General features: G+C 41.0%; 21 protein-coding genes, 1 other RNA gene and 2 pseudogenes. 6 read left to right on the top strand and 18 right to left on the bottom strand.

Features of this window, described 5'->3' with window-relative positions; all coding sequences use genetic code 11:
- A pseudogene (gene cspD / locus BSG1_RS20460) lies at positions 1–86 on the top strand (cold-shock protein CspD); the annotation flags it as partial.
- A gap of 71 nt (positions 87–157) precedes the next feature.
- On the opposite strand, the gene BSG1_RS20455 reads toward cspD, so the two are convergent.
- Together BSG1_RS20455 and BSG1_RS14630 are read right to left on the bottom strand one after the other, a co-directional pair.
- The gene (locus tag BSG1_RS20455) at positions 158–334 is read right to left on the bottom strand and encodes a zinc-finger domain-containing protein (RefSeq protein ID WP_006837883.1); all 177 of its coding nucleotides are present in this window, start codon (positions 332–334) and stop codon (positions 158–160) included.
- Between the two features lie 31 nt (positions 335–365).
- Positions 366–1,019 (bottom strand): reverse transcriptase-like protein, encoded by a 654-nt coding sequence (locus tag BSG1_RS14630; RefSeq protein WP_006837882.1) that lies wholly within the window; start codon positions 1,017–1,019, stop codon positions 366–368.
- Positions 1,020–1,189: 170 nt separating this feature from the next.
- Between BSG1_RS14630 and BSG1_RS14625 the strand changes: the two genes are divergently transcribed.
- From BSG1_RS14625 to BSG1_RS14615, 3 genes are all read left to right on the top strand, one after another.
- Positions 1,190–1,867, top strand: a complete 678-nt coding sequence (locus BSG1_RS14625) for a queuosine precursor transporter (RefSeq protein WP_006837881.1) — start codon at positions 1,190–1,192, stop codon at positions 1,865–1,867.
- 141 nt (positions 1,868–2,008) lie between these two features.
- Complete coding sequence (locus BSG1_RS14620) at positions 2,009–2,410, top strand: reverse transcriptase-like protein (protein ID WP_044022957.1); 402 nt, start codon at positions 2,009–2,011, stop codon at positions 2,408–2,410.
- Positions 2,403–3,320, top strand: a complete 918-nt coding sequence (locus BSG1_RS14615) for a DMT family transporter (RefSeq protein ID WP_006837879.1) — start codon at positions 2,403–2,405, stop codon at positions 3,318–3,320. Before BSG1_RS14620 ends, BSG1_RS14615 begins: the two co-directional genes overlap by 8 nt.
- A gap of 587 nt (positions 3,321–3,907) precedes the next feature.
- Here BSG1_RS14615 and BSG1_RS14610 read toward each other — a convergent pair.
- Both BSG1_RS14610 and BSG1_RS14605 read right to left on the bottom strand, forming a co-directional pair.
- Positions 3,908–4,186, bottom strand: coding sequence for a DUF6123 family protein (locus BSG1_RS14610; protein ID WP_044022956.1), 279 nt, complete (start codon positions 4,184–4,186; stop codon positions 3,908–3,910).
- A 283-nt stretch (positions 4,187–4,469) separates the two neighbouring features.
- The gene (locus BSG1_RS14605; RefSeq protein ID WP_006837876.1) at positions 4,470–4,955 is read right to left on the bottom strand and encodes a divergent PAP2 family protein; all 486 of its coding nucleotides are present in this window, start codon (positions 4,953–4,955) and stop codon (positions 4,470–4,472) included.
- 123 nt (positions 4,956–5,078) lie between these two features.
- On the opposite strand from BSG1_RS14605, the gene sspL reads away from it, so the two are divergent.
- Positions 5,079–5,219: a small, acid-soluble spore protein L gene (gene sspL, locus BSG1_RS14600; RefSeq protein WP_006837875.1), complete on the top strand. Its 141-nt coding sequence runs from the start codon at positions 5,079–5,081 to the stop codon at positions 5,217–5,219.
- A gap of 74 nt (positions 5,220–5,293) precedes the next feature.
- On the opposite strand, the gene BSG1_RS14595 is transcribed toward sspL, so the two are convergent.
- The 7 genes from BSG1_RS14595 to BSG1_RS14570 form a co-directional block, all read right to left on the bottom strand.
- Positions 5,294–6,196, bottom strand: coding sequence for a 5'-3' exonuclease (locus BSG1_RS14595; RefSeq protein ID WP_044022955.1), 903 nt, complete (start codon positions 6,194–6,196; stop codon positions 5,294–5,296).
- 252 nt (positions 6,197–6,448) lie between these two features.
- On the bottom strand, positions 6,449–7,291 hold the full coding sequence (locus BSG1_RS14590) for a sulfurtransferase (protein WP_006837873.1): 843 nt from the start codon (positions 7,289–7,291) through the stop codon (positions 6,449–6,451).
- Positions 7,278–7,472 (bottom strand): hypothetical protein, encoded by a 195-nt coding sequence (locus tag BSG1_RS14585; RefSeq protein WP_044022959.1) that lies wholly within the window; start codon positions 7,470–7,472, stop codon positions 7,278–7,280. Before BSG1_RS14585 ends, BSG1_RS14590 begins: the two co-directional genes overlap by 14 nt.
- Before the next feature lie 21 nt (positions 7,473–7,493).
- Positions 7,494–11,135: a dynamin family protein gene (locus BSG1_RS14580; protein ID WP_006837871.1), complete on the bottom strand. Its 3,642-nt coding sequence runs from the start codon at positions 11,133–11,135 to the stop codon at positions 7,494–7,496.
- A 461-nt stretch (positions 11,136–11,596) separates the two neighbouring features.
- Entirely contained in the window at positions 11,597–11,758 is a 162-nt protein-coding gene (locus BSG1_RS20930) for a hypothetical protein (RefSeq protein ID WP_006837870.1), read from the bottom strand.
- A gap of 103 nt (positions 11,759–11,861) precedes the next feature.
- Positions 11,862–12,425 (bottom strand): isoprenylcysteine carboxyl methyltransferase family protein, encoded by a 564-nt coding sequence (locus BSG1_RS14575; protein ID WP_006837868.1) that lies wholly within the window; start codon positions 12,423–12,425, stop codon positions 11,862–11,864.
- Entirely contained in the window at positions 12,422–13,495 is a 1,074-nt protein-coding gene (locus tag BSG1_RS14570) for a type III polyketide synthase (RefSeq protein ID WP_006837867.1), read from the bottom strand. Before BSG1_RS14570 ends, BSG1_RS14575 begins: the two co-directional genes overlap by 4 nt.
- Positions 13,496–13,757: 262 nt before the next feature.
- On the opposite strand from BSG1_RS14570, the gene BSG1_RS14565 reads away from it, so the two are divergent.
- Entirely contained in the window at positions 13,758–14,216 is a 459-nt protein-coding gene (locus BSG1_RS14565) for a chemotaxis protein CheX (RefSeq protein ID WP_006837866.1), read from the top strand.
- 74 nt (positions 14,217–14,290) lie between these two features.
- On the opposite strand, the gene BSG1_RS14560 is transcribed toward BSG1_RS14565, so the two are convergent.
- The 7 genes and pseudogenes from BSG1_RS14560 to BSG1_RS14535 form a co-directional block, all read right to left on the bottom strand.
- Positions 14,291–15,061: an SDR family NAD(P)-dependent oxidoreductase gene (locus tag BSG1_RS14560; RefSeq protein ID WP_006837865.1), complete on the bottom strand. Its 771-nt coding sequence runs from the start codon at positions 15,059–15,061 to the stop codon at positions 14,291–14,293.
- A 623-nt stretch (positions 15,062–15,684) separates the two neighbouring features.
- Complete coding sequence (locus tag BSG1_RS14555; protein WP_006837864.1) at positions 15,685–17,202, bottom strand: carboxypeptidase M32; 1,518 nt, start codon at positions 17,200–17,202, stop codon at positions 15,685–15,687.
- A gap of 199 nt (positions 17,203–17,401) precedes the next feature.
- Positions 17,402–19,306 carry an ATP-dependent DNA helicase gene (locus tag BSG1_RS14550; protein ID WP_044022954.1) on the bottom strand — a complete coding sequence of 635 codons (1,905 nt, stop codon included), beginning with the start codon at positions 19,304–19,306 and terminating at the stop codon, positions 17,402–17,404.
- Positions 19,307–19,816: 510 nt separating this feature from the next.
- Positions 19,817–20,002 (bottom strand): hypothetical protein, encoded by a 186-nt coding sequence (locus tag BSG1_RS14545; RefSeq protein ID WP_006837861.1) that lies wholly within the window; start codon positions 20,000–20,002, stop codon positions 19,817–19,819.
- A 151-nt stretch (positions 20,003–20,153) separates the two neighbouring features.
- Positions 20,154–21,293 (bottom strand): THUMP domain-containing class I SAM-dependent RNA methyltransferase, encoded by a 1,140-nt coding sequence (locus tag BSG1_RS14540; RefSeq protein WP_442852162.1) that lies wholly within the window; start codon positions 21,291–21,293, stop codon positions 20,154–20,156.
- 215 nt (positions 21,294–21,508) lie between these two features.
- Positions 21,509–21,893: RNase P RNA component class B (gene rnpB / locus BSG1_RS20450), an RNA gene on the bottom strand.
- A 72-nt stretch (positions 21,894–21,965) separates the two neighbouring features.
- Positions 21,966–22,113, bottom strand: a pseudogene (locus BSG1_RS14535) (cell division regulator GpsB); the annotation flags it as partial.

Raw genomic sequence — 22,113 nt, 5'->3', positions numbered from 1 at the left:
AATCATTAGAAGAAGGTCAAGAAGTTTCTTTCGAAATCGTAGAAGGTAACCGCGGACCTCAAGCTGCTAACGTAACTAAACTATAATTTTCACTATAATAGATGATAATGGAAGCTGGCATTGCCAGCTTCCTTTTTTTGCACATATAATTTATAAGCTACTTTAAGTGTCTGCCTAATTCTTTAACCTTCTGTCCGACTGTACATTTTTCAATGCAAAAACGGTGGGCATAGTTTTTTCCATATTCCTTTCTGAAGTGTGCCTTTAACAAGCAACCTTCGCAATAGGTTCCCAGGATTTCGTCCAATTTTCCAATGACCTGAATTCGCTCCAAAAAATTTCATCACCTTTCTTATATCCAAATTTCAATATTTCGAATGGCTGTGAATGACTGTATCTTGCATAGCTTGGTTCGCCAATTGATCTGCTTCCTTATTCTGCTTTCTGTTGATCGCCTCATATATAGGTTTGATACCGAGGGTTTTCATCTTTTCCTCAATTCGGTCCAGCCAGCTATTCAACGTTTCTTCATAGCAAGGCCATTCTCCTTCAAGTTGTTTCAACACAACTTGAGAATCACCTTTAACCACACATGGGACATGGTGGACTCCCATTTCCTCCAACAACTGCATACACGAATAGAGTGCAGCATATTCAGCCTCGTTATTATTTTCAAGTTCGTGAAGCTTTTCATTCTTTCTGACCCTGTAATTTACTCCGCCTTTTTGATAATATATGACCATTCCGAGACCGGCAAGTGCATTTTCTTTATCATATCCCCCATCGAAATAGACAGTAATATTCTCTGGTTCTTGTTCAAGCTCTTCATTCAGCTTGAGGAACTCTTTTCTGGTCCACTCATTCTCCATTTCATCCCGAATGATGATTTCTCCAGCTCTACCAGTTCTTATTAAATCTTCAATGAGATAATCTACATATTTCCTGTTCATCCAATCTGATTCGAAATTTATTTTCTCCGGTATCTTTCCACTGTAAGTCCAGATCACTTTCATTTTCATCGTTACCCTCTCCTTTCACTTGTCTCTGTTTTCCGATTTACTTCTTACTATGTATAATGTACAAGGTCATTTATTTTATTTCAGCGTATAAGGCTTAGATTCGGTAAAGAATATAAGAGATTGTAATTAGTATATGCATTAACTCACCATATTTTCAGGGAGGCAGTAAAATGTTCAATGAATGGTTTGGACTTATTTTTGTTCTAGTCAATTTCATCCTGCTTCTGGCGATGTACAGAATTTTCGGCAAAACAGGTTTGTTCGTCTGGATAGGCGTCTCCACTATATTAGCCAATTTACAAGTGATCAAAACCATTGAAATATTCGGCCTGACTGCGACACTTGGGAATGCCATGTACGGGACCGCCTTTCTCGTGACCGATATCCTTAATGAAAAACATGGAAAGAAAGAAGCACAGAAAGCGGTTTGGCTCGGTTTCTTCACTTTGCTGATTATGACCGTCATCATGCAAATGGCCCTTGTTTTCCAGCCCCATCCTGATGATTTTGCACAAGAATCACTGGAAACGATTTTCGGCATGATCCCGCGGATTGCCATCGGAAGCCTTGCTGCCTATTTAGTCAGTCAGTTTGCAGATGTCTATATTTTCGCTTTCCTAAAGAAAAAATTCCCGAAAGATTCTAAATTCTGGATCCGCAATAATGGCAGCACCATGATTAGTCAATTACTCGATACCCTCGCCTTTACATCCATTGCCTTTTTTGGAGCTTTTCCATTTGATGTATGGGTTCAAATTGCCATTACTACCTACCTGCTAAAATGGATCGTCGCATTGTTGGATACACCATTTGGTTATATCGCCAAACGATTGCATGTTAAAGAGTAGCTATATCTGCTTGAACCGGTCATCCTTGACCAATTCAAGCTTTTTTATTACCTGATTTTTTAAAAAATCAATTTTAAAAATTGATGTTTTTCTTTTTTCTGATTAGACTTATAATTAGTTTAATTTTCTGAGGTGAAAAAAATGGTTGAAGTATACATAGACGGTGCAAGCGCGGGTGATCCTGGTCCCAGCGGTGCAGGGATATATATTAAAAACAGCGGGGAGAACCACTCTTATTCCATTCCCCTGGGGATAAAAGAAAACCATGAGGCAGAATATCTTGCATGTATCAAAGCCTTGCAAATCTGTAAGGAGAAACATTTCAACGTCCTCTCGTTCAGAAGCGATTCGCAGGCCGTCGTCAATGCAGTTGAAAAAGAATACGCGCGCAACAAGAAATATAAGCATCTTTTAGAAGAAATACTTTTCCTTTCAAAAGAATTTGATCTGTTTTTCATTAAATGGATTCCGAGTAAAGAAAATAAAAGAGCGGATGAACTTGCCAGAAAAGCGGTCCATATGAATGAGGCCCAAGATGAATAACAAAAGATGGGCAGCCGATTTATCACTTCTTACGGTGGCACTTGTTTGGGGAGCCACTTTTGTCATTATCCAAAATGCAATCTCATTCATGCCGCCCTTTGCTTTTAATGCGGTAAGGTTCTTTCTTGGCGGAGTTTCCCTGCTCGCTCTTTTGCTATTAAAAGAGAAAGGCAGAATCCGAATCAGCAGCAACAGTCTATTGCCAGGTATATTTTTGGGTTCTTTCCTCTTCCTTGGATATGCTTTTCAGACATTCGGGCTTCTATATACCACCCCTGCAAAAGCAGGATTTATAACGGGATTGAGCGTTGTCCTTGTTCCTTTTTTGGCGCTTTTGATTATGAAGCAAAAGCCGTTGGCTGCCTCGGTAGCAGGAGCTTTATCAGCAGCACTGGGGCTTTTTTTATTAGCGGCAGGCCATACACAGGCCGTTAATTTCGGTGATTTGCTCGTTATGATCTGCGCATTCGGATTTGCTTTCCATATCATCTTTACTGACAAATATACAAAAGTCACATCCGCATTGCACCTAACGATTGTCCAAATACTGACAGTGGCGGCACTATCATTCGTATCCACACTGCTATTTGAAGATTGGCAAAGCGCTCTGGCACCTTCAATATTATTTCAAACTGAGGTCATTTCCGCATTGCTAGTAACGGCATTGCTGGCCACATCTGCTGCTTATTTAATCCAGACAGCAGCACAAAAGTACACAACTCCAGCAAGGGTTGCCGTTATCCTGACAATGGAACCAGTATTCGCCGCTCTTTTTTCTTACATGTGGATCGGCGAAGAGCTCACATCCCTTGCCATTACAGGCTGCCTTTTCATCTTTGTCGGAATGCTCATGACGGAATTACCGCAGCTATTTAAATTGATACTTAATAAGCACTCCTCAGCTAACTAACAAAAAGCAAAGACAATCAGGTTTTGATTGTCTTTGCTTTTTGCTAACACTATGAGAAGTTTTGAAGGGCTTTATTGCGCCACTTCTTGCTTATGACCGATAGTAGGGCTGAGCTACAGAAACTTTCACACAGGAATTTCATTCGTTTAGTCTTTAGCGACTCTCTAAAGGCACTTTTCACCTGGAATTTCACCCGTTTGAGTCTTTAGAACGTCTCTAAAGAGACTTTTACTCTGAAATTTCACTCGTTTTGGTCTTTAGAACGTCTCTAAAGACACTTTTCACCTGGAATTTCATTCGTTTTGGTCTTTAGAACGTCTCTAAAGACACTTTTCACCTGGAATTTCATTCGTTTTGGTCTTTAGAACGTCTCTAAAGACACTTTTACACTGGAATTTCACTCGTTTTGGTCTTTAGAACGTCTCTAAAGACACTTTCACACTGGAATTTCACCCGTTTTGGTCTTTAGCGAATCTTTATAGGCACTTTTAGACCATATACTCACTGCTTTTGTCCTTTAGGCCATTTCTAAAGAAACGTTACTCAAGGCCCATTTCCCTTTGGGCTTAAGCTCTTATATTTTCAAATCAAGCCAGCAATTCAAGGCTTTCAGCATAACTCCATGCGGCTTGTCTTGTTTTGATGTTATTGGAATGCAATGTCTCCAATAGTGACATATAGAAACTGTTATCAAACCTTTTTTGTGCCTTTAAAGTAATCTCTATTGCTGTATTTACGATTTCATCAGAGGCATTGACCGACCTCTTGCCAAAATAAATGAAGCCTATAGCATCTTCTCCGAATTTGAAACCTTTGTTCTCTAAATGAATAAGAAAGTCTTCAGTTGTTTGTTTGTTATACTTCACGATTTCCCTCACCCTGTAGTAAAAAGTTGATACTTAATGGTAGTCTATTTTAATCTTTTTGGTTCCTATATCTCGTGCGGGAACCCTCTTATATGTACGCCGCTGAACGGGCCGCCTCCGCTTTTGTTCCGTCTAGCTCCAATGCCCCAACGGCTAGCAAACTCCCCTCCTTCTCCTTACGATAAGTCATCATCGAATCGCTTTCACTCTTCGTGATTCCTTTATCTCATGCGAAGGCGGTAGAGTTTGTACGCCGCTGAACGGGGCATCTCCGCTTTTGATTCTATCTTACAAAAAATCTTCTTTTTTGCCTATCTTTTTTTCCCAGGAGGAAGCTGATCCCGCCTATGAGGGCACCGAAGATGGCGCCTCCTATTACTTCTGCTGGTTGGTGTCCAAGCATTTCTTTGAGTCTTTTTGGCTTTTCTTCAAAAGGAATGGATTCTTCTTCATGCGCCTTCCGGACCAGTTCATCAAGTGAATTCACTTTTAGTGTGAGTTCTCCCGTTTGGCGGCGAATCCCCTGTGCATCATACATGACAATCAGGCCAAAGATGAAGGAAAGGGCAAAATCAATCGTTGAAAATCCCCTTTTCAGCGCAATGAATGTTGTCAGTGATGAAACACCTGCGGAGTGGGAACTCGGCATTCCCCCAGTCTGGAAGAAAAGCATTGGCTTCCACTTTCCTGTTTTTAAAAAGTGCAAAGGAATCTTAAGTGCTTGAGCTGCAAATATGCTCAACAGCGCCGTCACAACTCCTCTATTCATCTTCTTTTCACCCCCTGAATGTTTTCCATCATAAATTAATTGGTCGCAATAATTAGTGTATCCAATTGATTTATTTACATTAAAAACACTGGGGATGGTGAAAATAAAATTGGAGGTGACGAGATGAGCAAAAAACACAGCAAAAACCGAGGAACGAAAGCAAACGCAGTAAACCCACAGGGATTCGCACAAGATGGAACAGCGACTCCCGATCCAAAATCAAAACTGGAGGACAGAGCCAAAAGGTCCAACACCAAAATATAAGCTTTGATCCCCATAAAAAAGGGACTTACCCAGGAGCAAAATTGCCATGGATAAGTCCCTTATTAAATAAAATATTAAGCATGCTGGCTGAGTAAATGATCTTTTCCAATCAGGAATCTTCTCAATGCTTTCAATTCCAAATCCTCTATCAATGAAAAGGCATCCGGCTCAATCGCTCCCCATCTGGCTGCTTCCATATTAAATTCAAGCGGCACATCACATTTAATTTCGGCAAGCTGACGGGATAGATGAAGCATATCCAAATCAGATTCGATTTTCTTTCTTTGAGAAGGTGTAAGAAGATGCAGGCTGTCCAAAATCCCCTGAATATGCAGATGTTCCTGGATCAGTTTGACGGCGGTTTTTTCACCGATGCCTTTCACACCTGGGTATCCATCGCTTGTGTCGCCCATTAATGCCTTCACATCGATAAATTGTTCCGGAGTCAATCCTTTTTCTTCCATGAAGAAATCTTTAGAGTATGTTAAATAATTACCAAAGCCCTTTTTCAGAAGTACAACATCAATATTATCGTCCAATAGCTGGAGCAAGTCCTGGTCGCCGCTCAAAATGGATACTTTAGTGTCTTTCGGCGCACTTTTTGCAATGGTCCCGATGCAGTCATCAGCTTCAAAGCCGGCCATGCCAAGATTATATAGTGCAAACCCTTCAGCTACTTCCTTCGCAAGGTCAAACTGCGGGATCAACTCTACTGGAGGTGCATTTCGGTTTGCTTTGTAATCGGAATAAATTTCATTGCGGAAAGTCGAGCTTCCCATATCCCAGCACACTGCTGTATGCGTAGGATTGATATGTTCAACAGCCATCAATAGATGTTTCATAAAACCTTGCACACCATTTGTCGGCTGTCCTTTTGAATTTATCATAAACTGTCCTGAAACGGCTGTCGCAAAAAAAGAACGAAACAATAAAGCCATTCCATCTATCAATAATAGATGATTATTTTGTTTTTCCACATTCACCACTCCTTTGTTCACCTAAGTATTATAACATAGTTCTGTACTAATTTTTTTTGAAATTCTTAGGAGTGTATGGGATCTTTGTCTATCAACGAGCTGACTATTCCTATCGAGTATAGAAAATTCTATCAACGACTTTGCTTGTTCTATCGACCGCTGAGTATTTTCTCCTTGATCCCGATGAAAGCGCACAAGTTAAAACACTTTGAACTACTAAAAAACCTGATCCCTAAGGAACCAGGTTTGGTTCTAGTCATTTTCGTTTTTTGCTTCCACTTCATGCCCCTCATAGGAGATCCAATCACTATAGCTGCCTGGATATAGCTTAGCGTTTCTACAGCCCGCAGCCCATAGTGAAAGAATATTAGGCGTGGCCGTCACACCAGACCCGCAATAAACGATAATGGGCAATTTCGTATCCAGTCCATTCCATCTTTTCTCGTGTTCTTTTTTTGAAAGGAAGCTGCCATCTTTTACGGCATCTGTCCATTCATGGTTAACAGCACCGGGAATATGGCCTGGGATTTTGTCAATTGGCTCGACCATTCCCAGGTAACGTTTCCTTGCCCTGGAATCAATTAGAATGCCTTCCGTTTCCTTACGTGAAATTTTTCTTACATCCTCCACTGTCGCAATCATGTCACCTTGAACTTCAGGATGATACTCTCCTGCGTTGAAATCAACGACTTCACTACTTACAGGCAAGCCACGTTCCTTCCAACCCTGATAGCCCTCATTCAGAATATACACTTGTTTATGGCCAATGTATTTTAAGATCCACCAGCAGCGTGCTGCAAACGCTCCCTCTCCGCCATCATAGACTACAACGGTTGTATCGTTTTCGATTCCTGACTTTTCAAGTTTATTAGCAAAATCCTCTACTTCTGGAAGCGGGTGCCGTCCACCATGTTTTTTCATTTTCCCGGATAAGTCCTCTTCAAGATGAAAGTACACTGCTCCCGGAATATGATTTTCATTGTAAAGCTGTTTTCCGTAGTTGGGTTCCCCTAGTTTAAAACGGCAGTCAATGACTCTGACCTTTTCATCAAGGTATTTGGATTCAAGCCATGAAATTTCTTTAATAGCCTCCATTATCTTTGTCCCCCTCCTTCTTCATCAGCTTCCTGATATGTTCTTTGGGATTCCAGCAATTGAATTGATAGTCAGGCTTGGTTTGATAGCCAAGCCTTTTGCATTGATAAGACATTTCCCCGTCAATTCTCTCCGCTGAAAAGTGCTCGCAGGTTGCACATGCATGGTAACGATTCTTCATTTTCCCCTCCCGTTCCATCTTTTATCTGGCAGCAGAGAGCCTCCTATATACTTCTTTCCATCTCTCGAGGTCATCGCTCGATTGAAGTGCATGCAGCCATGAGTCGATTTGTTCTTCGGATTGTGCAAGCAAATCTTTTGTCATCCTGCTATGTTCTTCCTTGAGAAACTCAACCGCCCATTCGATAATTACCTTTTTGGAAAGGTCCAGGTATTGGTCTGCTGGATCCTGAAGGTCTTCACTTAGCTGTTCCATCACTTTTTTCTTGCCATTATTCTCAAAAAAGTCCTTTTGATTTTTAAAGATTTTCACTGCAGGCTGGAAACGCTCTCTCTCTATTTCCGAAAATGCCTTCGAAAATTCTAATTCAGCAGGCTCACCAGTTTCGTATGGAGAGAAGACCAGGTTCCCTTCCATTTTTTCAATCTTTTCAGTATAGAGTTCAAATTGGGAAGACAACTGTTTGCCTGCAAATTTTTCAACTCTAAGGGTTGTCGCTCGCATTTCCTGAGCAAAATCAAATCCAGTTGATTCCAGCAGTTCTTCCAAGGCTGCATTCAATGCTGCTTTTGACGATGAGTGCTGTGAGAAAACAGCAGGGTGAAATGCCTCTTTGAAAAAGTCAGAGAAACGCAGAAACACTCTTTGTTTCACATAATGGATCAGCTCTTTTATTTCTTGAGACACACGCATTTTGATACTCTCAGGAGCTTCACTATTAAGGAGTTCCTGAACTTTTCTTCTTAACAGGAGCAGTTCCTCTTTTTTGGATTCACGACTCCTTTCATCCATTGAAGAGTTTTCAATAAGTGTTTTCAGGCGGTTCAGGCCTCTCTCCCACTCTGCTTCAGCGGATTGGGCGGCCATCAATTTCAACTCACCGTCAATGAATTGGTCGAATTCCTTTTTGAACGATTCAATACCCGATTCTGCTATCCTATTCGTTTCCATCGCCAGTTTGGAAGAAACGCCGAAAATTCTCGGAAAACGGATCCCATATTCAACAAGCTGTCCTTTTACATATTGGATGACATCCTGTTGTTCTTCTTCATCCTTAGCCAAGTCAACCGCATTGACAATGAAGAACATTTTATCCATTTCAAAGGCATCCTTGACCCTTCCAAGTTGAATTAAAAATTCACGGTCGGCTTTTGCAAATGCATGATTGTAATACGTTACAAACAAAATCGCATCAGAGTTTTTAATGTATTGAAAAGCGACGCCTGTATGCCTTGCGTTGATTGAATCCGCACCTGGAGTGTCAACCAGGGTTATTCCCTGTCTCGTGATTGGGGAGTCATAGAAAAGGTCTATTGACTCCACGAAACATGACTGACTTTCGTTGGCTACAAATCCTTTAAACTCTTCCAGGTCAACCATCAACACTTCTCCAAGCTTTGAATGATATTGTTCGTACCCTTTTAAGAATGCAGCAAGAAATGAAAGATGGACTTTTTCCTTTCCTTCTCCGTCATTTTTTCTTAATAAACCAGGGATCCGCTCTGCTGCCTCTTTCAGAGAATCGGCTCCATCTTGGAAAACTTTCATGGAATCCTGGACATCTATCAGCATCTGATGTTCATTCTTCAGGAATACTTGGGCCGTTCCATGTTCATGCCCATCCATTGGCGGTCTGATTCTATTAATGGACGCTGTAGTCGGATTTGGACTTACAGGCAGGACCTTGCTACCCAAAAGGGCATTGGCAAATGAGGATTTCCCTGCACTGAATGCACCAAATAATGCAATGGTAAACTGTTGGTCCTTGAGCCGCTCTGCTTTTCTTTTCAAGATTTTCGCTGTCTGATTTAACCCGTTGATGCCTTCGTAGTCTGCTGACATTTCATTCAATCGCTTAATCAATGGTTCCAGAGCCGGACCTTGAGTATTAGCTTCTTCTGAATCTTCTTCTATGTCTGTTTCTGTCATCCCCCTGTAACTCTCTGCAGTTTCCTCCTGGTCAATTTCTTTCGTATATATACTGTAATTTTTCTCGCTTTTTTCCCATTCGTCTTCCCAGTCCTTGACTGTTTCTTCCGAATTTACATTCACTGTTCCTTCTACAATACTCTGTAGGTTATTTACTTTTATTTCTACGTCTTCTCTAAAAAATTCAAGCTGTTTAAGGGCGTCCGTTTTCTTCTTAATCAATTTATGTTCTTCTTTTAAGGTTTCGTTTTCTTCACTTTTTTCTGAATCAACAAGTTCAATCAGCCGTTCTTTAAGACTCTCGGTTTCCCTGCGAGCCTTTCTTTTCAAACGTCCAGCGAGCTCGTCACAATAATTAAGAACATATTCACCTGTCACTCTGGCCCCGGATTTCACGGTTTCCTGAAGGTCAGATTCTTTCACTTCAATCGTAAGTCCTTCAGATTTGGCCATCAGGTCTTCATCATGAAAACCTGCCCGCTTCATCACTAGACTGCCAAGCCCTTTGAGATGCCACTCCAGTTGGGATTCAACATTACCCTTTAGATTCTCTACAAGATCTTTTAAACGCTGGTGACGTTCTTCTTCCGTTTTCTTTTTGGAAAAAAACATCCCCACTTTAAAGTCATCCTGCAGCGATTCAAGATATTTCTTAGCCGACTCTCTCGTTTCAAAAGGCATTAAATAGGCATTTTCAAGGATTTTTTCTCTTTCTTCATCAAATGTTTGCACATATGCTTTAGAGGTGTTTTCTTCTATTCTCTTGCTTAAATCTGATTCCTTCTGAAATAACTCATCTCCGTTTTCAATGTCTTCCGGTGAGAGGACTACAGACAGCAAATCCTTCTGTCCCTTTAAGTTCTCTTTCAGCCATTGCTGATGTTCACTGACCAGACGGTTCACTGCTGCAGCAAAAGAGCTCTGAAGCAATTCATCTTTATGCTGAAACTGCTTGTTGATCAAGTCTCTGACTTCAACAAACTCATTGTGAGGGTTCTCTTGCTCCCTTAGTGAGGTAAAAAAGATTCTTTCTGGTTTCACCTGCCAGGCAGCAAAAGAATCGGAAACGGATTGCTTGAATTGTTCGAAAGATAATTCTTCATCATTGTGCTTATCAATCTGATTGACAATCAAGTACAGGCGGACACCGTGATTTGCCAGCTCCCTCGTATATTCGAAATTCAACTGTGATTGAACATGGTTATAATCCATGACGTAAAATACGATATCGGCGAGGTGAAGAGCAGATTCCGTCGATATCCGGTGCGCATCATCTGTACTGTCAACGCCTGGAGTGTCAAGAACTGTAACACCCGCTGGAAGCTTCGTCTGCTTCTTCCCTATCTCAATGCTTTGGACCTTTTCTCCGTCCTTACAGTATCTTTTTACAATGTTAAAATCATAGGCTCCGTCAAAAATCACCGATTTCCTGTCATGATAATGAACTTTGGCAAAATCAGAATCTGCCTGATGAAGCTTCACCAGGTTTGCTGAAGTTGGGATTGGGCTTGCCGGCAGGAGTTCCTCCCCTGCCAACGCATTGATCATAGTGGACTTCCCGGCCGAAAAGTGGCCGCAAAAACCGGCGATAAATTCGTTTTTCCAAAACTTATGTGCCAGCAGTTCTGCTTTTAAGGCAGCTTCCTTGTGGCCGCTTTCATTCAATGTTTCATTTATAGAGGCGAGCTTCTTAATTTTTTCATCAATTGTCTTCGTATGTGATAGCGATTGCAAAATAACCTTCCCCTTACACCTTTAAGTAATGTGTCTCTGTTATGCCCTTTTATTTTATCTTATAATTTACTTCATTCCTATTAGAAAGTAACTGAAAATGGAACATAAAATACAAAGGTGTTTAGTTATTTTGAGTATTTGTACGATGAGTGTTACGCCTGCCGCCCCAAATCCTTATATATAAATCCTTTTATAAAGGCTCTTTTCTTAAACTTTGTTGCTATTTAATATGAATTTCGAAAAAATATAGACATCAATCACACGAATATCCTGGTAAGCAAGGAAGAAAAGAGCTACTCTCCCTGTTCAGAGAGAAAAACCTAGTAACCAGGGGAAAAATCCGGCACTAGGGATTTTTCCGAAAGCAACAATCTATACAAAAACAGCCTTTATAAATACAAAAAAGGACTCAATATTCAAGTCAGGTCTTGAACATTCAGTCCTTTTTGGAAGGCAGCCGATTATCGGTCATAAGCCGGAATCAGGTCTCTTGTTTCTTTTTCTGCAGACTTTGCTGGAGAAGCATTTACATTATTATGTTTTGATACAAATACATTGTTTAACACATATTTCATTAACAAACCGTATACAGCAGCCGCCAGGGCAACGAAAAACCATGTCATGTCAGAAACTCCTTCCTTAATTGCATGTCTTGAGAATAATTTTCATCCTCAATTAGAAGCTTACCAAAAACGATAATCATTTTCAATGAGATTTCAACATTTTTCAGTCAAACTTTCCGTTAGTGGGAAAGAAACGCTTCTTCCCTCTATGCACTGTTTGATAATCAGTAGCTTCAGCCAGTGCTTTTTCCTCGATAGGAATCCGGATCGATAAGATGAATTGATTAAGAAGAGCGAAGATGAACAGGGTCCAATAGGCATTAAACATCAGAGGAATAACAATCAGTTCAACAGTCACAATAAAATAATTGGGATGTTTTATGTACTTGTACGGTCCTTTTACAATTACATCAGCCTCTGGAAGAACAATGATCTTTGTATTCCAATACCGTCCGAGTGAGGTGATGACCCACACCCTCCCCGCTTGTGTAATCAGAAAAATAATAAACAAACCTATCCAGTATTCATTAAGGGGCTTTTGCGCGAAAATTTTCTCCACTAAAAGGGAAACAAAGAAAAGCAAATGTATGGTGACCATCAACTTATAATGTTTCTGGCCATACTCCTTGGCCCCCTTTGATTTCATCCATTTTTCATTCCTTCTTGCTATGAACAGTTCGACGGTACGTTGAATTGCAATTACAGTAAACAATAAATAAAACATCATTCCCACCTCATCAACAACAGTTCAGAACTGAACCCGGGTCCAAGAGCGGCTGCAATCCCAATATCCCCTGTCTGTATATCTTTTTTTAAATGATCTTTCAATACATATTGGATGGTGGCGGAAGACATATTGCCAAATTTCCGCAAAATCCCTCTTGAACTATCAAGTAATGAATCATCCAGTTGGAGTGATGTTCGATAGGCTTCTATGACTTTTTTCCCCCCTGGATGAGCGATAAAATGCTTAATATCTTTCAAGGATAGATCATGTTTGTATAACAGCTTCTCTACATTTGGCTTAAACCAATCCTCAATGATAGCCGGGATATCTTTTGAAAATATAACGAACAGTCCATCATCCTTGACATCCCACCCCATGACATCCAAGGAATTTTTCATGGTAGTCGACTGGGTTGCGAAGATTTTGGCAAGCGGTTTCTTGGCGTTTTTAACACACTGACTTTCTTCTCCGGAAATAAGCGTGCACGCTGTCCCATCGGCAAATAAAGAAGTCCCGATCAGGTTGCTTTTCGATCTGTCCCCATGTTGAAAGGTCAAGGAACATAGCTCAATAGTCAGTACCAGTACATTTGCTTTGGGAAAAGCGAGACAATATTCATAAGCCCTTGATAATCCACTCGCTCCTCCTGCACAGCCGAGGCCCCAAATCGGAATTCTTTTTACATGCTCCGGGAAAGGCAGGTGATTCATGATTCTTGCCTCTATGCTTGGCGTTGCAAGACCGGTAGTACATACGGTGAATATAGCATCAATCGTACTGTAAGTAGCGAATTCAGTGTTTTCCACACATTTGCGAATGGCCTCTGTTCCTAGTTCTACTGCCTTTTCAATGAAGGAATCGTTTTTTTCCTTAAACGATCTTGGCTTTTTAAACCAGTCAATGTCATGGACAAAATGCCTCGATTCAATATCTCCGTTTTGAAACACAGGCAGTAGCCGTTTAATATCACGGAAGTTCTCCGAGAATAAATTCTCAGCGAACAATGCCACTTCCTCCTGTTTAATACAATATGGGGGGATCGCTGTTTCCACGTTTAAGATTTTCGGCATGCAAATCTCTCCTTACCTCAGTAAGGATATCTTTTCCAACCTTTATAAATTCATTCACTTTTCTTGGGGCAGAATCTAAACAGATTGCAATTAATGTCGATATTAAGGGGGGAAAGAATTTTTTGTATATTAATCGCATAAAAAGAACTTTATTTTCTTAATGAATACTGAATTGAACGATTTTCAAAGATTCGAAATCGTCGTTCTTTTTTCTTGGATTATATGCTAAGCTAAAAAAAGACAAAATATTGGAGGATTCGACATGACTACTACAACAAAAAGTGTTACCGATATATTAAATGGTACAATTCAGTCTATCAAATCGGTCATTCCCCTCCCTGTAAAAGTCGATCAGCCAACACTTCTCGCAGAGCCGTTAAGGACGCATAAGATAGGCGTCTTGATCGGACTTACCGGTGACATCCGCGGACAGATCATCTTTGACGGAGATGTTGAGGATTTTCAAGGTCTCGGTGCTTCCATGTTTGGAATGCCGCTTGAAGGAGAAATGCTTGAATCCTTTGCAGGTGAACTTGGCAATATGATAGCCGGGAACCTCTCAACAAAGATTGCCGAACTTGGCCATTCGATGGATATTACCCCTCCCACAGTCATAGTTGGGGAATCCAGATTATCCGGCTTTGACCGGGCATTAAAGCTGCCAATCACAGTTGAAAATGCAGGAGAATTCATCATTGTAATCATGGTAGATCTCGCTTAAAAATATCAATGACAAAGAGAGAAGACATACGAATCACCATTCGCATGCCTTCTCTCTTTGTTATTTATCCGTTATTAAAATCCTTGAATCGTCATGCCGCCATCCACAAATAGGGTTTGTCCGGTAACATAATTTCCCGCCGGGGAAGCCAGGAACACAGCAGGCCCTACAAGCTCCTCCAGTTCACCGACCCTTTTAAGAGGCGTGACTGCCAATATATCATTGACATATTCCTCGTCCTGTAACAGCTTTTCGGTCAGTGGAGTTTTAAAATACCATGGGCCGATACTGTTTACATTGATATTATACTTACCCCACTCAAAAGCCAGGACCTTCGTCATCTGGATCAATGCAGCTTTTGTAGCAGCGTAAACCACTCCTGTCCTTAATGCTACATGGCCCGCAACAGAAGCGATGGTAATGATTTTCCCGCTGTTCTGCTCTTTCATGACCTTACCTACTTCCTGACTCATCATGAAGGCAGATTTCAAATTGGTATCCATGATTTTCTGCCATTCTTCATCGGTGACCTCCAAAGCTTGTGATCGAATGTTCATACCAGCATTATTGACAAGGATATCAATTGTCCCAGCCTGTTCCTTTACACTCGATACAGCCCTTGCCACTTCTTCCCTGGATGTCACATCTGAGGTTACTATGTATGCCTTCTTTCCGATCTTCTCGATATGTGAAGCTGTTTCTTTCAGGTCTTCCTCTGTTCGGGATAAAAGAGCGACATCCGCTCCGGCTTCAGCCATACCGATGGCGATAGCTCGTCCAATTCCCCTTCCTGCTCCCGTTACAATTGCTGTCTTACCGTTAAGCTCAAAAGATGGCAAAAACACTACAATCTCCCCCTTTAAAATATTTACCTTATTTTATCATAATAAGGATAATTTTCATGAGGAGATTGCTTTTCATACTGTTAATCTTCTTTCTTAACAGAATTTTGATAGAGATTGTGAATAATGATTTTCTTGGTTAACAATAAACATCGATCACACTTGTTCTCAGTTTCAAACAGCCGCCTGCACTGTTCACAATAATACTTTTCCATCTCCAAACCCCCAAGACCTCGTTGCTTCTATAATATGACTGGAAGCCGGACTTCGTGTCAGGAACTTATTTTAGGGGAGGAGTATTATAAGGTGAAGTGTGCAGTTGCAAACTCACCTTTACTGAATTCTTTATTTTTTATGATAATCATATTTTTGTACCTATCTCTCCCCTTTAGGCTGAAACGTTTCTTTGCTATTCGCTCACCTTGAACCCTTTTTCTCCTCTTGTAGGGGCACGTTTCTTCACTATTCGTTACCTGCCCCTTTTTCTCCTTCTCAAGAGGGATTTTTTCAGATCATCGTAACCTTATAAGCTTTATCTTTATATTGAGGGTAGGCCCCTAATATAAATGGCTACAGCACAAAAATAAACCGGCAGCCTATCAGCGGCTGCCGGTTTATTTGAAATCTTATTTAGAAAGGTTATATACGTCAGAATATTTCTCTGTCAGGTAGTTTACAAGATGAGTCGCATTCAGCCCTTCACCTGTCACTTCTGTCAGGATTTCCAACGGCTTTTTCATTTTACCCCATTGGTGAATGTTCTCTGTCATCCATTCGCGGATTGGTGCAAGGTCGCCTTGTTGAAGCAGTTCATCATAGTTTGGCAGGTCTTTAAGCATCGCCTGTTTGAACTGTGCCGCATACATGTAACCAAGTGCGTAGGAAGGGAAGTAACCAAAGCTGCCTCCAGCCCAATGAACATCTTGCAGGATACCTTTTGCGTTGGTTTCAGGTCGGATCCCCAAGTATTCCTCATACTTGTCGTTCCATATCTGCGGCAGGTCTTTCACTTCAATTTCATCGTTAAATAGGCCTTTTTCAATTTCGTAACGGATCATGATATGCAGCGGATACGTTAGTTCATCCGCTTCAATCCTAATCAATGATGGTTTGGATTCATTGATTGCACGGTAGAATTCATCAAGCTCTATGCCATCAAATTGGCCTTCACCAAATTCTTTTAGAAGGGAATAATTCTTTTCCCAGAATGAATAACTTCTGCCCACAAAGTTTTCATAGAATAAGGACTGAGATTCGTGTATTCCCATGGAAGTCCCGGTAGCAAGCGGAGTTCCTGTCAATTCACCGGAGATGTTCTGCTCGTATAAGGCATGACCGCCTTCATGGATGGTTCCGAAAATGGCTGTTCTCCAATCACCTTCATCGTATTTCGTTGTCACCCTTACATCTCCAGGATTCAAACCGATGGCAAATGGATGCACCGTTTCGTCCAGTCTTCCTGATTTGAAATCATAACCTATTTGTTCAAGAATCTTCAGGCTGAAATCCTTTTGCTTTTCTTTTGGAAAATGTTCAAAAATGAAGGCCGTGTTTGGCTTACTGTTACTTTCACTGATTCGCTGTACAAGCGGAACAATCTTTTCTCGCAATTCTCCAAAAACTCTGTCCAGAACTTCCACTGTTACACCAGGCTCATACATATCCAGCAGCGTATTGTACTTATTGCTGGCATATCCCCAATAGCCAATGAACTTTTTGTTGAATTCAACCAGTTTTTCCAAGTATGGCTGGAATGAATCAAAGTCATCATCCTCTTTAGCACCTTCCCAGGCACTCTCGGCTTTGGATTGCAGTACGACATATTCCTTATATTCATCAGCCGGTATTTTTTTGTTCCGGTCATATTCTTTTTGACACTCTTCCAATACTTTAAAAACCTTGTCTGTCAGGTTTTCCTTATGTGCAGATAATTTTGCTATGTATGCTGCCATTTCTTCACTCGTTGACATTTCGAATACTTCAGAAGACAGTAACCCTATCACTTCGGAACGCTGTTCAACTCCATTCTTTGGAGCTCCTGTTCTTAAATCCCAAAAGATAAGACCTAATGCTTCGTTGTATGCTGACATCTTTTTCACATATTCTAAGAAGTCTTTTTCAATCTCTTTTATTTCTGTTGTCATGTTACTCCCCCTAATCTCTGGCATCCTTGCAATTTTATCATATTTTTCTGAAAAAAACTTGTTAAAACACTAATGAAGGGGATATTCAGCCTCCTTTTTCACCTTCAATCTAAGAAACCTTGTTAGTAATCATCCCATCCAAAAGCCAGAAAAAAGCGGAAAATACATTAGAGTATTTTCCACTTTTTCATCCCTGACATTAATAAGGAAGTACAGCCTTGATTTTCGGCAGCAAGTACTTTTCACTTTCTTTCAGCATAATTGAAACCTTTCCCTCGTCTTCGGAGGTTCTGATCAAGCGTCCGATTCCTTGTTTGAGGCGCAGGAGCATATATGGTAAATCGACTTCTTCAAAAGGGCGGTCTGCATGGTTTCGCTTTGCATCAAATACCGGATCTTTCGGCGGGAACGGCAGGGAATAAATCAATACCTGAGACAGCGACTCTCCTGGTATATCAAGCCCTTCCCATAAATGATAGGAACACAGTACACTGTTCACTTCATTTTGGAACCGTTCAACCGTTAAACTGATTTCTTCATCTCCTTCAAAATAAACCGGATAGGGCAGATTTTTATCTTGGAGGTAATTCTTAAAGGCTTCGAGCTCTCCTTTTGATGAAAACAGGAGTAGGGTCTTCCCATCATTTTCTTTAATCTTTTCCAAACTGTACAACGACTTTTCGACTGGCTCATTAGAAGAAAAGCCAGGTAGGTCCATAAGCATTTTTTCTTCATAGTCAAATGGTGACTCCACGGTAAAAGATTCATACTGGTCAATCCCCAAGCTTTTAGCCAAATAAGAGAAATCTTTGTTGTTGGACAAAGTAGCTGAAGAGAAGATGAACGGGATTTTTTGACTAAAGACCTTCTGGCGGAGTATTTCCTCCACTAACCTTGGCATGATCACAAGTGTCTCATTACCTTTATTGATTTCCAGCCAGTTTATCCCTTTGCTTTCCTCTAAAAACAGTTTTAATGAGTATAGAATCTGCTCAAGATACTCTTCTATAACCTTCAATAGATATTCATCCATCACATACATTTCAGACTCGAAAACCAGTTCTTCGGTCAGCTTTTCTATCAAATCCACGAGCTTGCGGCCTTCTGTTTTTACCGCCTCCGTCTTATTCACATGAAGGCGGAAAGCATTTTTTTCTTTTACAGATGCCTGATTTAATTCATGAAACCACTTTTCATTTTGGGCAATGATGTCCTCAATGAGGTACATTGTATTTTCACGCATGTCACTCGCTGTCATCTTTTCCAGAAGGCTCTCGAGAGTTTCTTTTTTAATTCTGTAGGTCAGTGCCTTTTGAGAGGCAAATTCAAGCAAATGCCCCTCATCAAAAATGACAGAGCTGGCTTGGGGAAGCAGTGGAAGCTGCCCTTCCCTAACACGCGATTCTTTCGTCCAGATATGTTCCATGTAAAAATCATGAGAACATACAATCAAATCAGCTGCTTCACGGTAATAATCCCTGTTAAGGGTTTGTCCGCATCGATGACGCTGTGAACAAGACATGCAATCCTGCAGGTTATCCCAGCCAACTCTCTCCCATTCTTGATCCGTCAACTGACTATACTCTTTTCTGTCACCATATCGATGATACTTAGTCATTGACGATGTTCCATGGACAAATTCCGGCAGGGTACTATGAACATCCATGAATTTATCGTCTTCCAATATTTCAGAGTCAAGTTTCTGCAAGCACAGATATTGTTCTCTCGATTTAGCCAGTCTGACATCCACTTCAAGATTCAAGGCTTGTTCTATTTTTCTGATATCGCCTTCTTTTTTGACGATTTGTTCAATCAACGTTTCATCTGCGCACGCGATGATTGCAGGTTTTCCGGTATACCTGGCATACGCCAATGCGTATAGTAAATAGACCAATGTTTTGCCTGTGCCTACTCCCGCTTCTGCAAACATTACTTTTTTTTCTTTATAGGCTTTCAACACCTGAAATGCCATATAAACCTGTTCATCACGCAGCTCAAAACCTTTGTCCGGGAGAATGTCATAGAAGACGTCTCCAATCCAGTCGCCGAGCCCTTCATAAAATGATTGCTCCCTGGATAATGCAAATGGTATTTTTCCTCTCATAACTTCCTCCAACTCTCATAAATGAATCTATTTATAGCAGCAAAGCTAGTAAATGTATAATTACAAAAAACAAATCACAAAGAAATAATTCTATACTTTCACATTAGAAAACGCAAGCATGGGCTGCTTGCGTTTTCTTTTCACTAGGCTCTTTTCGTAAACTTTGTTGCTATTCACTATAAAAAATACTTACTTAATTAACCAGAAATAGCTGATAAAAAAGAAGAAAAGAGATAATTCAGCTTGTTCAGAGAATAAAGCCCTTGTCTCCAAGGGAAAAATCCGGCTTTTTGGATTTTTCCGAGAGCAACAATATATACAGGCTCTTTCCTCAAACATTTCTGCTTTTAGAATCTCAGAATACTCAGCATCATTCACTCGAAATATCCTATAAGCATTAAAGAAAAGTGCTGCTCTCCCTTTTCAAAGAGAAATAACCTTGTAACCAGGGAAAAATCCGGTACTTGGGATTTTTCCGAAAGCAACACTCCATTCGAAACCTGCCTACTGCTAAGACAGATTTCGGGGATTGCTGTAAAAAAGTTCATAGGCAAGGGCATTCGTCAGGTCTTCCCTGGCTTCCATCAACCCACCCATAATCTCACTGTCCATCTTCATTTCTTCCTCTTCTATTAAATCGATGGTAGACTGTAATGCTTTCGAAATACGATTAAAGTCTATAGACGACCTTTCCACTGCGTTTCACTCCTCAATTCTATATATTGAGTATTATACGCAGATACACCGCCGGTTATGACCTCTGTCAAAGATCTCCAATCCATGGAACAACTTGCAGACTTATAAAAATAGTCAGAATGGGATAGCCGGATAAAAACACTGCTATTTCTTAGCTATCTTTTCTAGGAGGTCTTGGTCCCCAATACTGATAGTAATCCGTCCTGATGAATCCATTGAAAAGCTTTCTTTTCTTCGTCGCTTTTTTGCCGTAGAACTCTTCAAAACCTTCATGGGAGGTCATAATATACTTTGACCACGTGTCCATTTTTTCAAAGGATTCTCCCATCGCTTTATACATCTGTTCCACTTCTTTTCTTTCGCCGATCCTCTCACCATACGGAGGGTTTCCGACGATCACCCCATAGCTTTTGTCACTATGGAAATCCTTCACCTGCATTTGTTTGAATTGAATAAGCTCACCGAGCCCTGCTTCAAAAGCATTGCTTTTTGCTACCTCTACCATCCGATGATCGATGTCTGTTCCCATGATTTCAAGAGGCTGATCATAATTGGCGACATCTTCCGCTTCCATACGGACTTCATCCCAAATTTTCTCAGACATCCACGGCCACTCTTCAGAAAGGAATTCCCTGTTAAAGCCGGGCGCGATGTTTTGCCCAATCAATGCCGCTTCAATCGGAATAGTACCGGAACCGCAGAACGGATCGGCAAATGGCCTGTCGGGGTTCCAAGTAGTTAACTGTATCAATGCAGCAGCAAGTGTTTCTTTTAATGGAGCCTCTCCCTGCCCGATTCGATAACCTCTTTTGTGCAGTCCTTGCCCGCTTGTATCGATGGTCAGGGAAGCTGTATCCTTATGGATGGCAACCTCCAATTTGAATACCGCTCCACTTTCTTCAAGCCAGCTTGTGCGGTGATAGGCCGCTTGCAGCTTGTTCACTATGGCTTTTTTCACTATGGCTTGACAGTCGGGAACGCTGTATAATTTGGATTTCACCGATTTCCCTTGTACAGGGAACTGGGCATCCACCGGCAGATAATCTTCCCATGGAAGGGCCTTTGTCTTCTCGAATAATTCGTCAAATGAATACGCTTTGAATTCTCCAACAAGGATCTTCACACGGTCTGCAGTCCGCAGCCACATGTTTGCGCGTGCGATTGCTTTTTCATCTCCTTCAAAGATGACCTTTCCATTCTCCACTTCACATTCATATCCCAGATCTCGCACCTCTTTGGCAACCAGAGCTTCAAGCCCCATCGCCGCAGTCGCTATTAATTTAAATCTCATCAATTTCACCCTAACTTTTCCAATATCTTTTCAGACTGTACACACAGCTTAACTTAGTTCAGTTGATATGTATTTTTATTATTACATTTCTAAGTGTAACCATTGAAGATAACTTTAAGCAACAGAAACACTATGAAAGTTTCCTAAATGATAAAAGCTCCCCTTATAAAAGGAGAGCATTGTTGAAATCAGTATATTTAATCCCCATAATAACATTCTGTAAGCCATGTTTTGTTCCTTCGTACTGCAAGCGATGGGTCATCTCGTACTCCGGCGGCAATCATCTATCTACGAAACAACTGTTTCGTCCTTCTTCTCGTTGAGTTCCTCAAAGAAGGTGCCCCTACCTTATTTTGGGTTTCTCGCTCGTGGGGTTTACCTCGTTCCACTCTTGCAATTTCTTGCAAGACTCCGTCACTGTGGCACTTTCAAGGTATTCACACCATATCCATAGGACTTAGGTGTTTTCCCTGCCGTCAATCTGCAGAAGCAGACTGCCCTAGCTTATGAATTGGCTAGGCACGAACACTACGGGCATCTCAGCACCGTGCGAGCATGGACTTTCCTCTACAACAAACGTTGCAGCGATTACCTGAATGTTATTATTAGTATATCCAAGAAGTAATTATACAGAAGTATTCATGATAGTACAAGTGGTATTATATTCCAGGATCAATCGTACAGTTTGCTTCCGAAAACATGCTTTTCTAAATTAGACAGCCTTTTAAGAATATCAAAATTTGTCGTTCCCGTTTGTTGCTGCGCAGGGGCACGGCGGTTTGATTCTTCCACCTGTTTCTTCAGGCGCATGTTTTCCTGT

This window comes from Bacillus sp. SG-1, assembly GCF_000181495.1.
GTDB lineage: Bacteria > Bacillota > Bacilli > Bacillales > Bacillaceae_B > Rossellomorea.
The sequence above is the reverse complement of the archived record's forward strand: the minus strand, read 5'-3'. Positions and strand labels throughout refer to the sequence as shown.

What these genes read in the sequence shown, in the direction of transcription:
- BSG1_RS14630 (WP_006837882.1), bottom strand. Translation starts at nt 1,019, where the DNA reads ATGAAAATGAAAGTGATCTGGACTTACAGTGGAAAGATACCGGAGAAA.
- BSG1_RS14625 (WP_006837881.1), top strand. Translation starts at nt 1,190, where the DNA reads ATGTTCAATGAATGGTTTGGACTTATTTTTGTTCTAGTCAATTTCATC.
- BSG1_RS14620 (WP_044022957.1), top strand. Translation starts at nt 2,009, where the DNA reads ATGGTTGAAGTATACATAGACGGTGCAAGCGCGGGTGATCCTGGTCCC.
- BSG1_RS14615 (WP_006837879.1), top strand. Translation starts at nt 2,403, where the DNA reads ATGAATAACAAAAGATGGGCAGCCGATTTATCACTTCTTACGGTGGCA.
- BSG1_RS14605 (WP_006837876.1), bottom strand. Translation starts at nt 4,955, where the DNA reads ATGAATAGAGGAGTTGTGACGGCGCTGTTGAGCATATTTGCAGCTCAA.
- sspL (WP_006837875.1), top strand. Translation starts at nt 5,079, where the DNA reads ATGAGCAAAAAACACAGCAAAAACCGAGGAACGAAAGCAAACGCAGTA.
- BSG1_RS14590 (WP_006837873.1), bottom strand. Translation starts at nt 7,291, where the DNA reads ATGGAGGCTATTAAAGAAATTTCATGGCTTGAATCCAAATACCTTGAT.
- BSG1_RS14585 (WP_044022959.1), bottom strand. Translation starts at nt 7,472, where the DNA reads ATGAAGAATCGTTACCATGCATGTGCAACCTGCGAGCACTTTTCAGCG.
- BSG1_RS20930 (WP_006837870.1), bottom strand. Translation starts at nt 11,758, where the DNA reads ATGACATGGTTTTTCGTTGCCCTGGCGGCTGCTGTATACGGTTTGTTA.
- BSG1_RS14575 (WP_006837868.1), bottom strand. Translation starts at nt 12,425, where the DNA reads ATGATGTTTTATTTATTGTTTACTGTAATTGCAATTCAACGTACCGTC.
- BSG1_RS14570 (WP_006837867.1), bottom strand. Translation starts at nt 13,495, where the DNA reads ATGCCGAAAATCTTAAACGTGGAAACAGCGATCCCCCCATATTGTATT.
- BSG1_RS14565 (WP_006837866.1), top strand. Translation starts at nt 13,758, where the DNA reads ATGACTACTACAACAAAAAGTGTTACCGATATATTAAATGGTACAATT.
- BSG1_RS14555 (WP_006837864.1), bottom strand. Translation starts at nt 17,202, where the DNA reads ATGACAACAGAAATAAAAGAGATTGAAAAAGACTTCTTAGAATATGTG.
- BSG1_RS14550 (WP_044022954.1), bottom strand. Translation starts at nt 19,306, where the DNA reads ATGAGAGGAAAAATACCATTTGCATTATCCAGGGAGCAATCATTTTAT.
- BSG1_RS14540 (WP_442852162.1), bottom strand. Translation starts at nt 21,293, where the DNA reads ATGAGATTTAAATTAATAGCGACTGCGGCGATGGGGCTTGAAGCTCTG.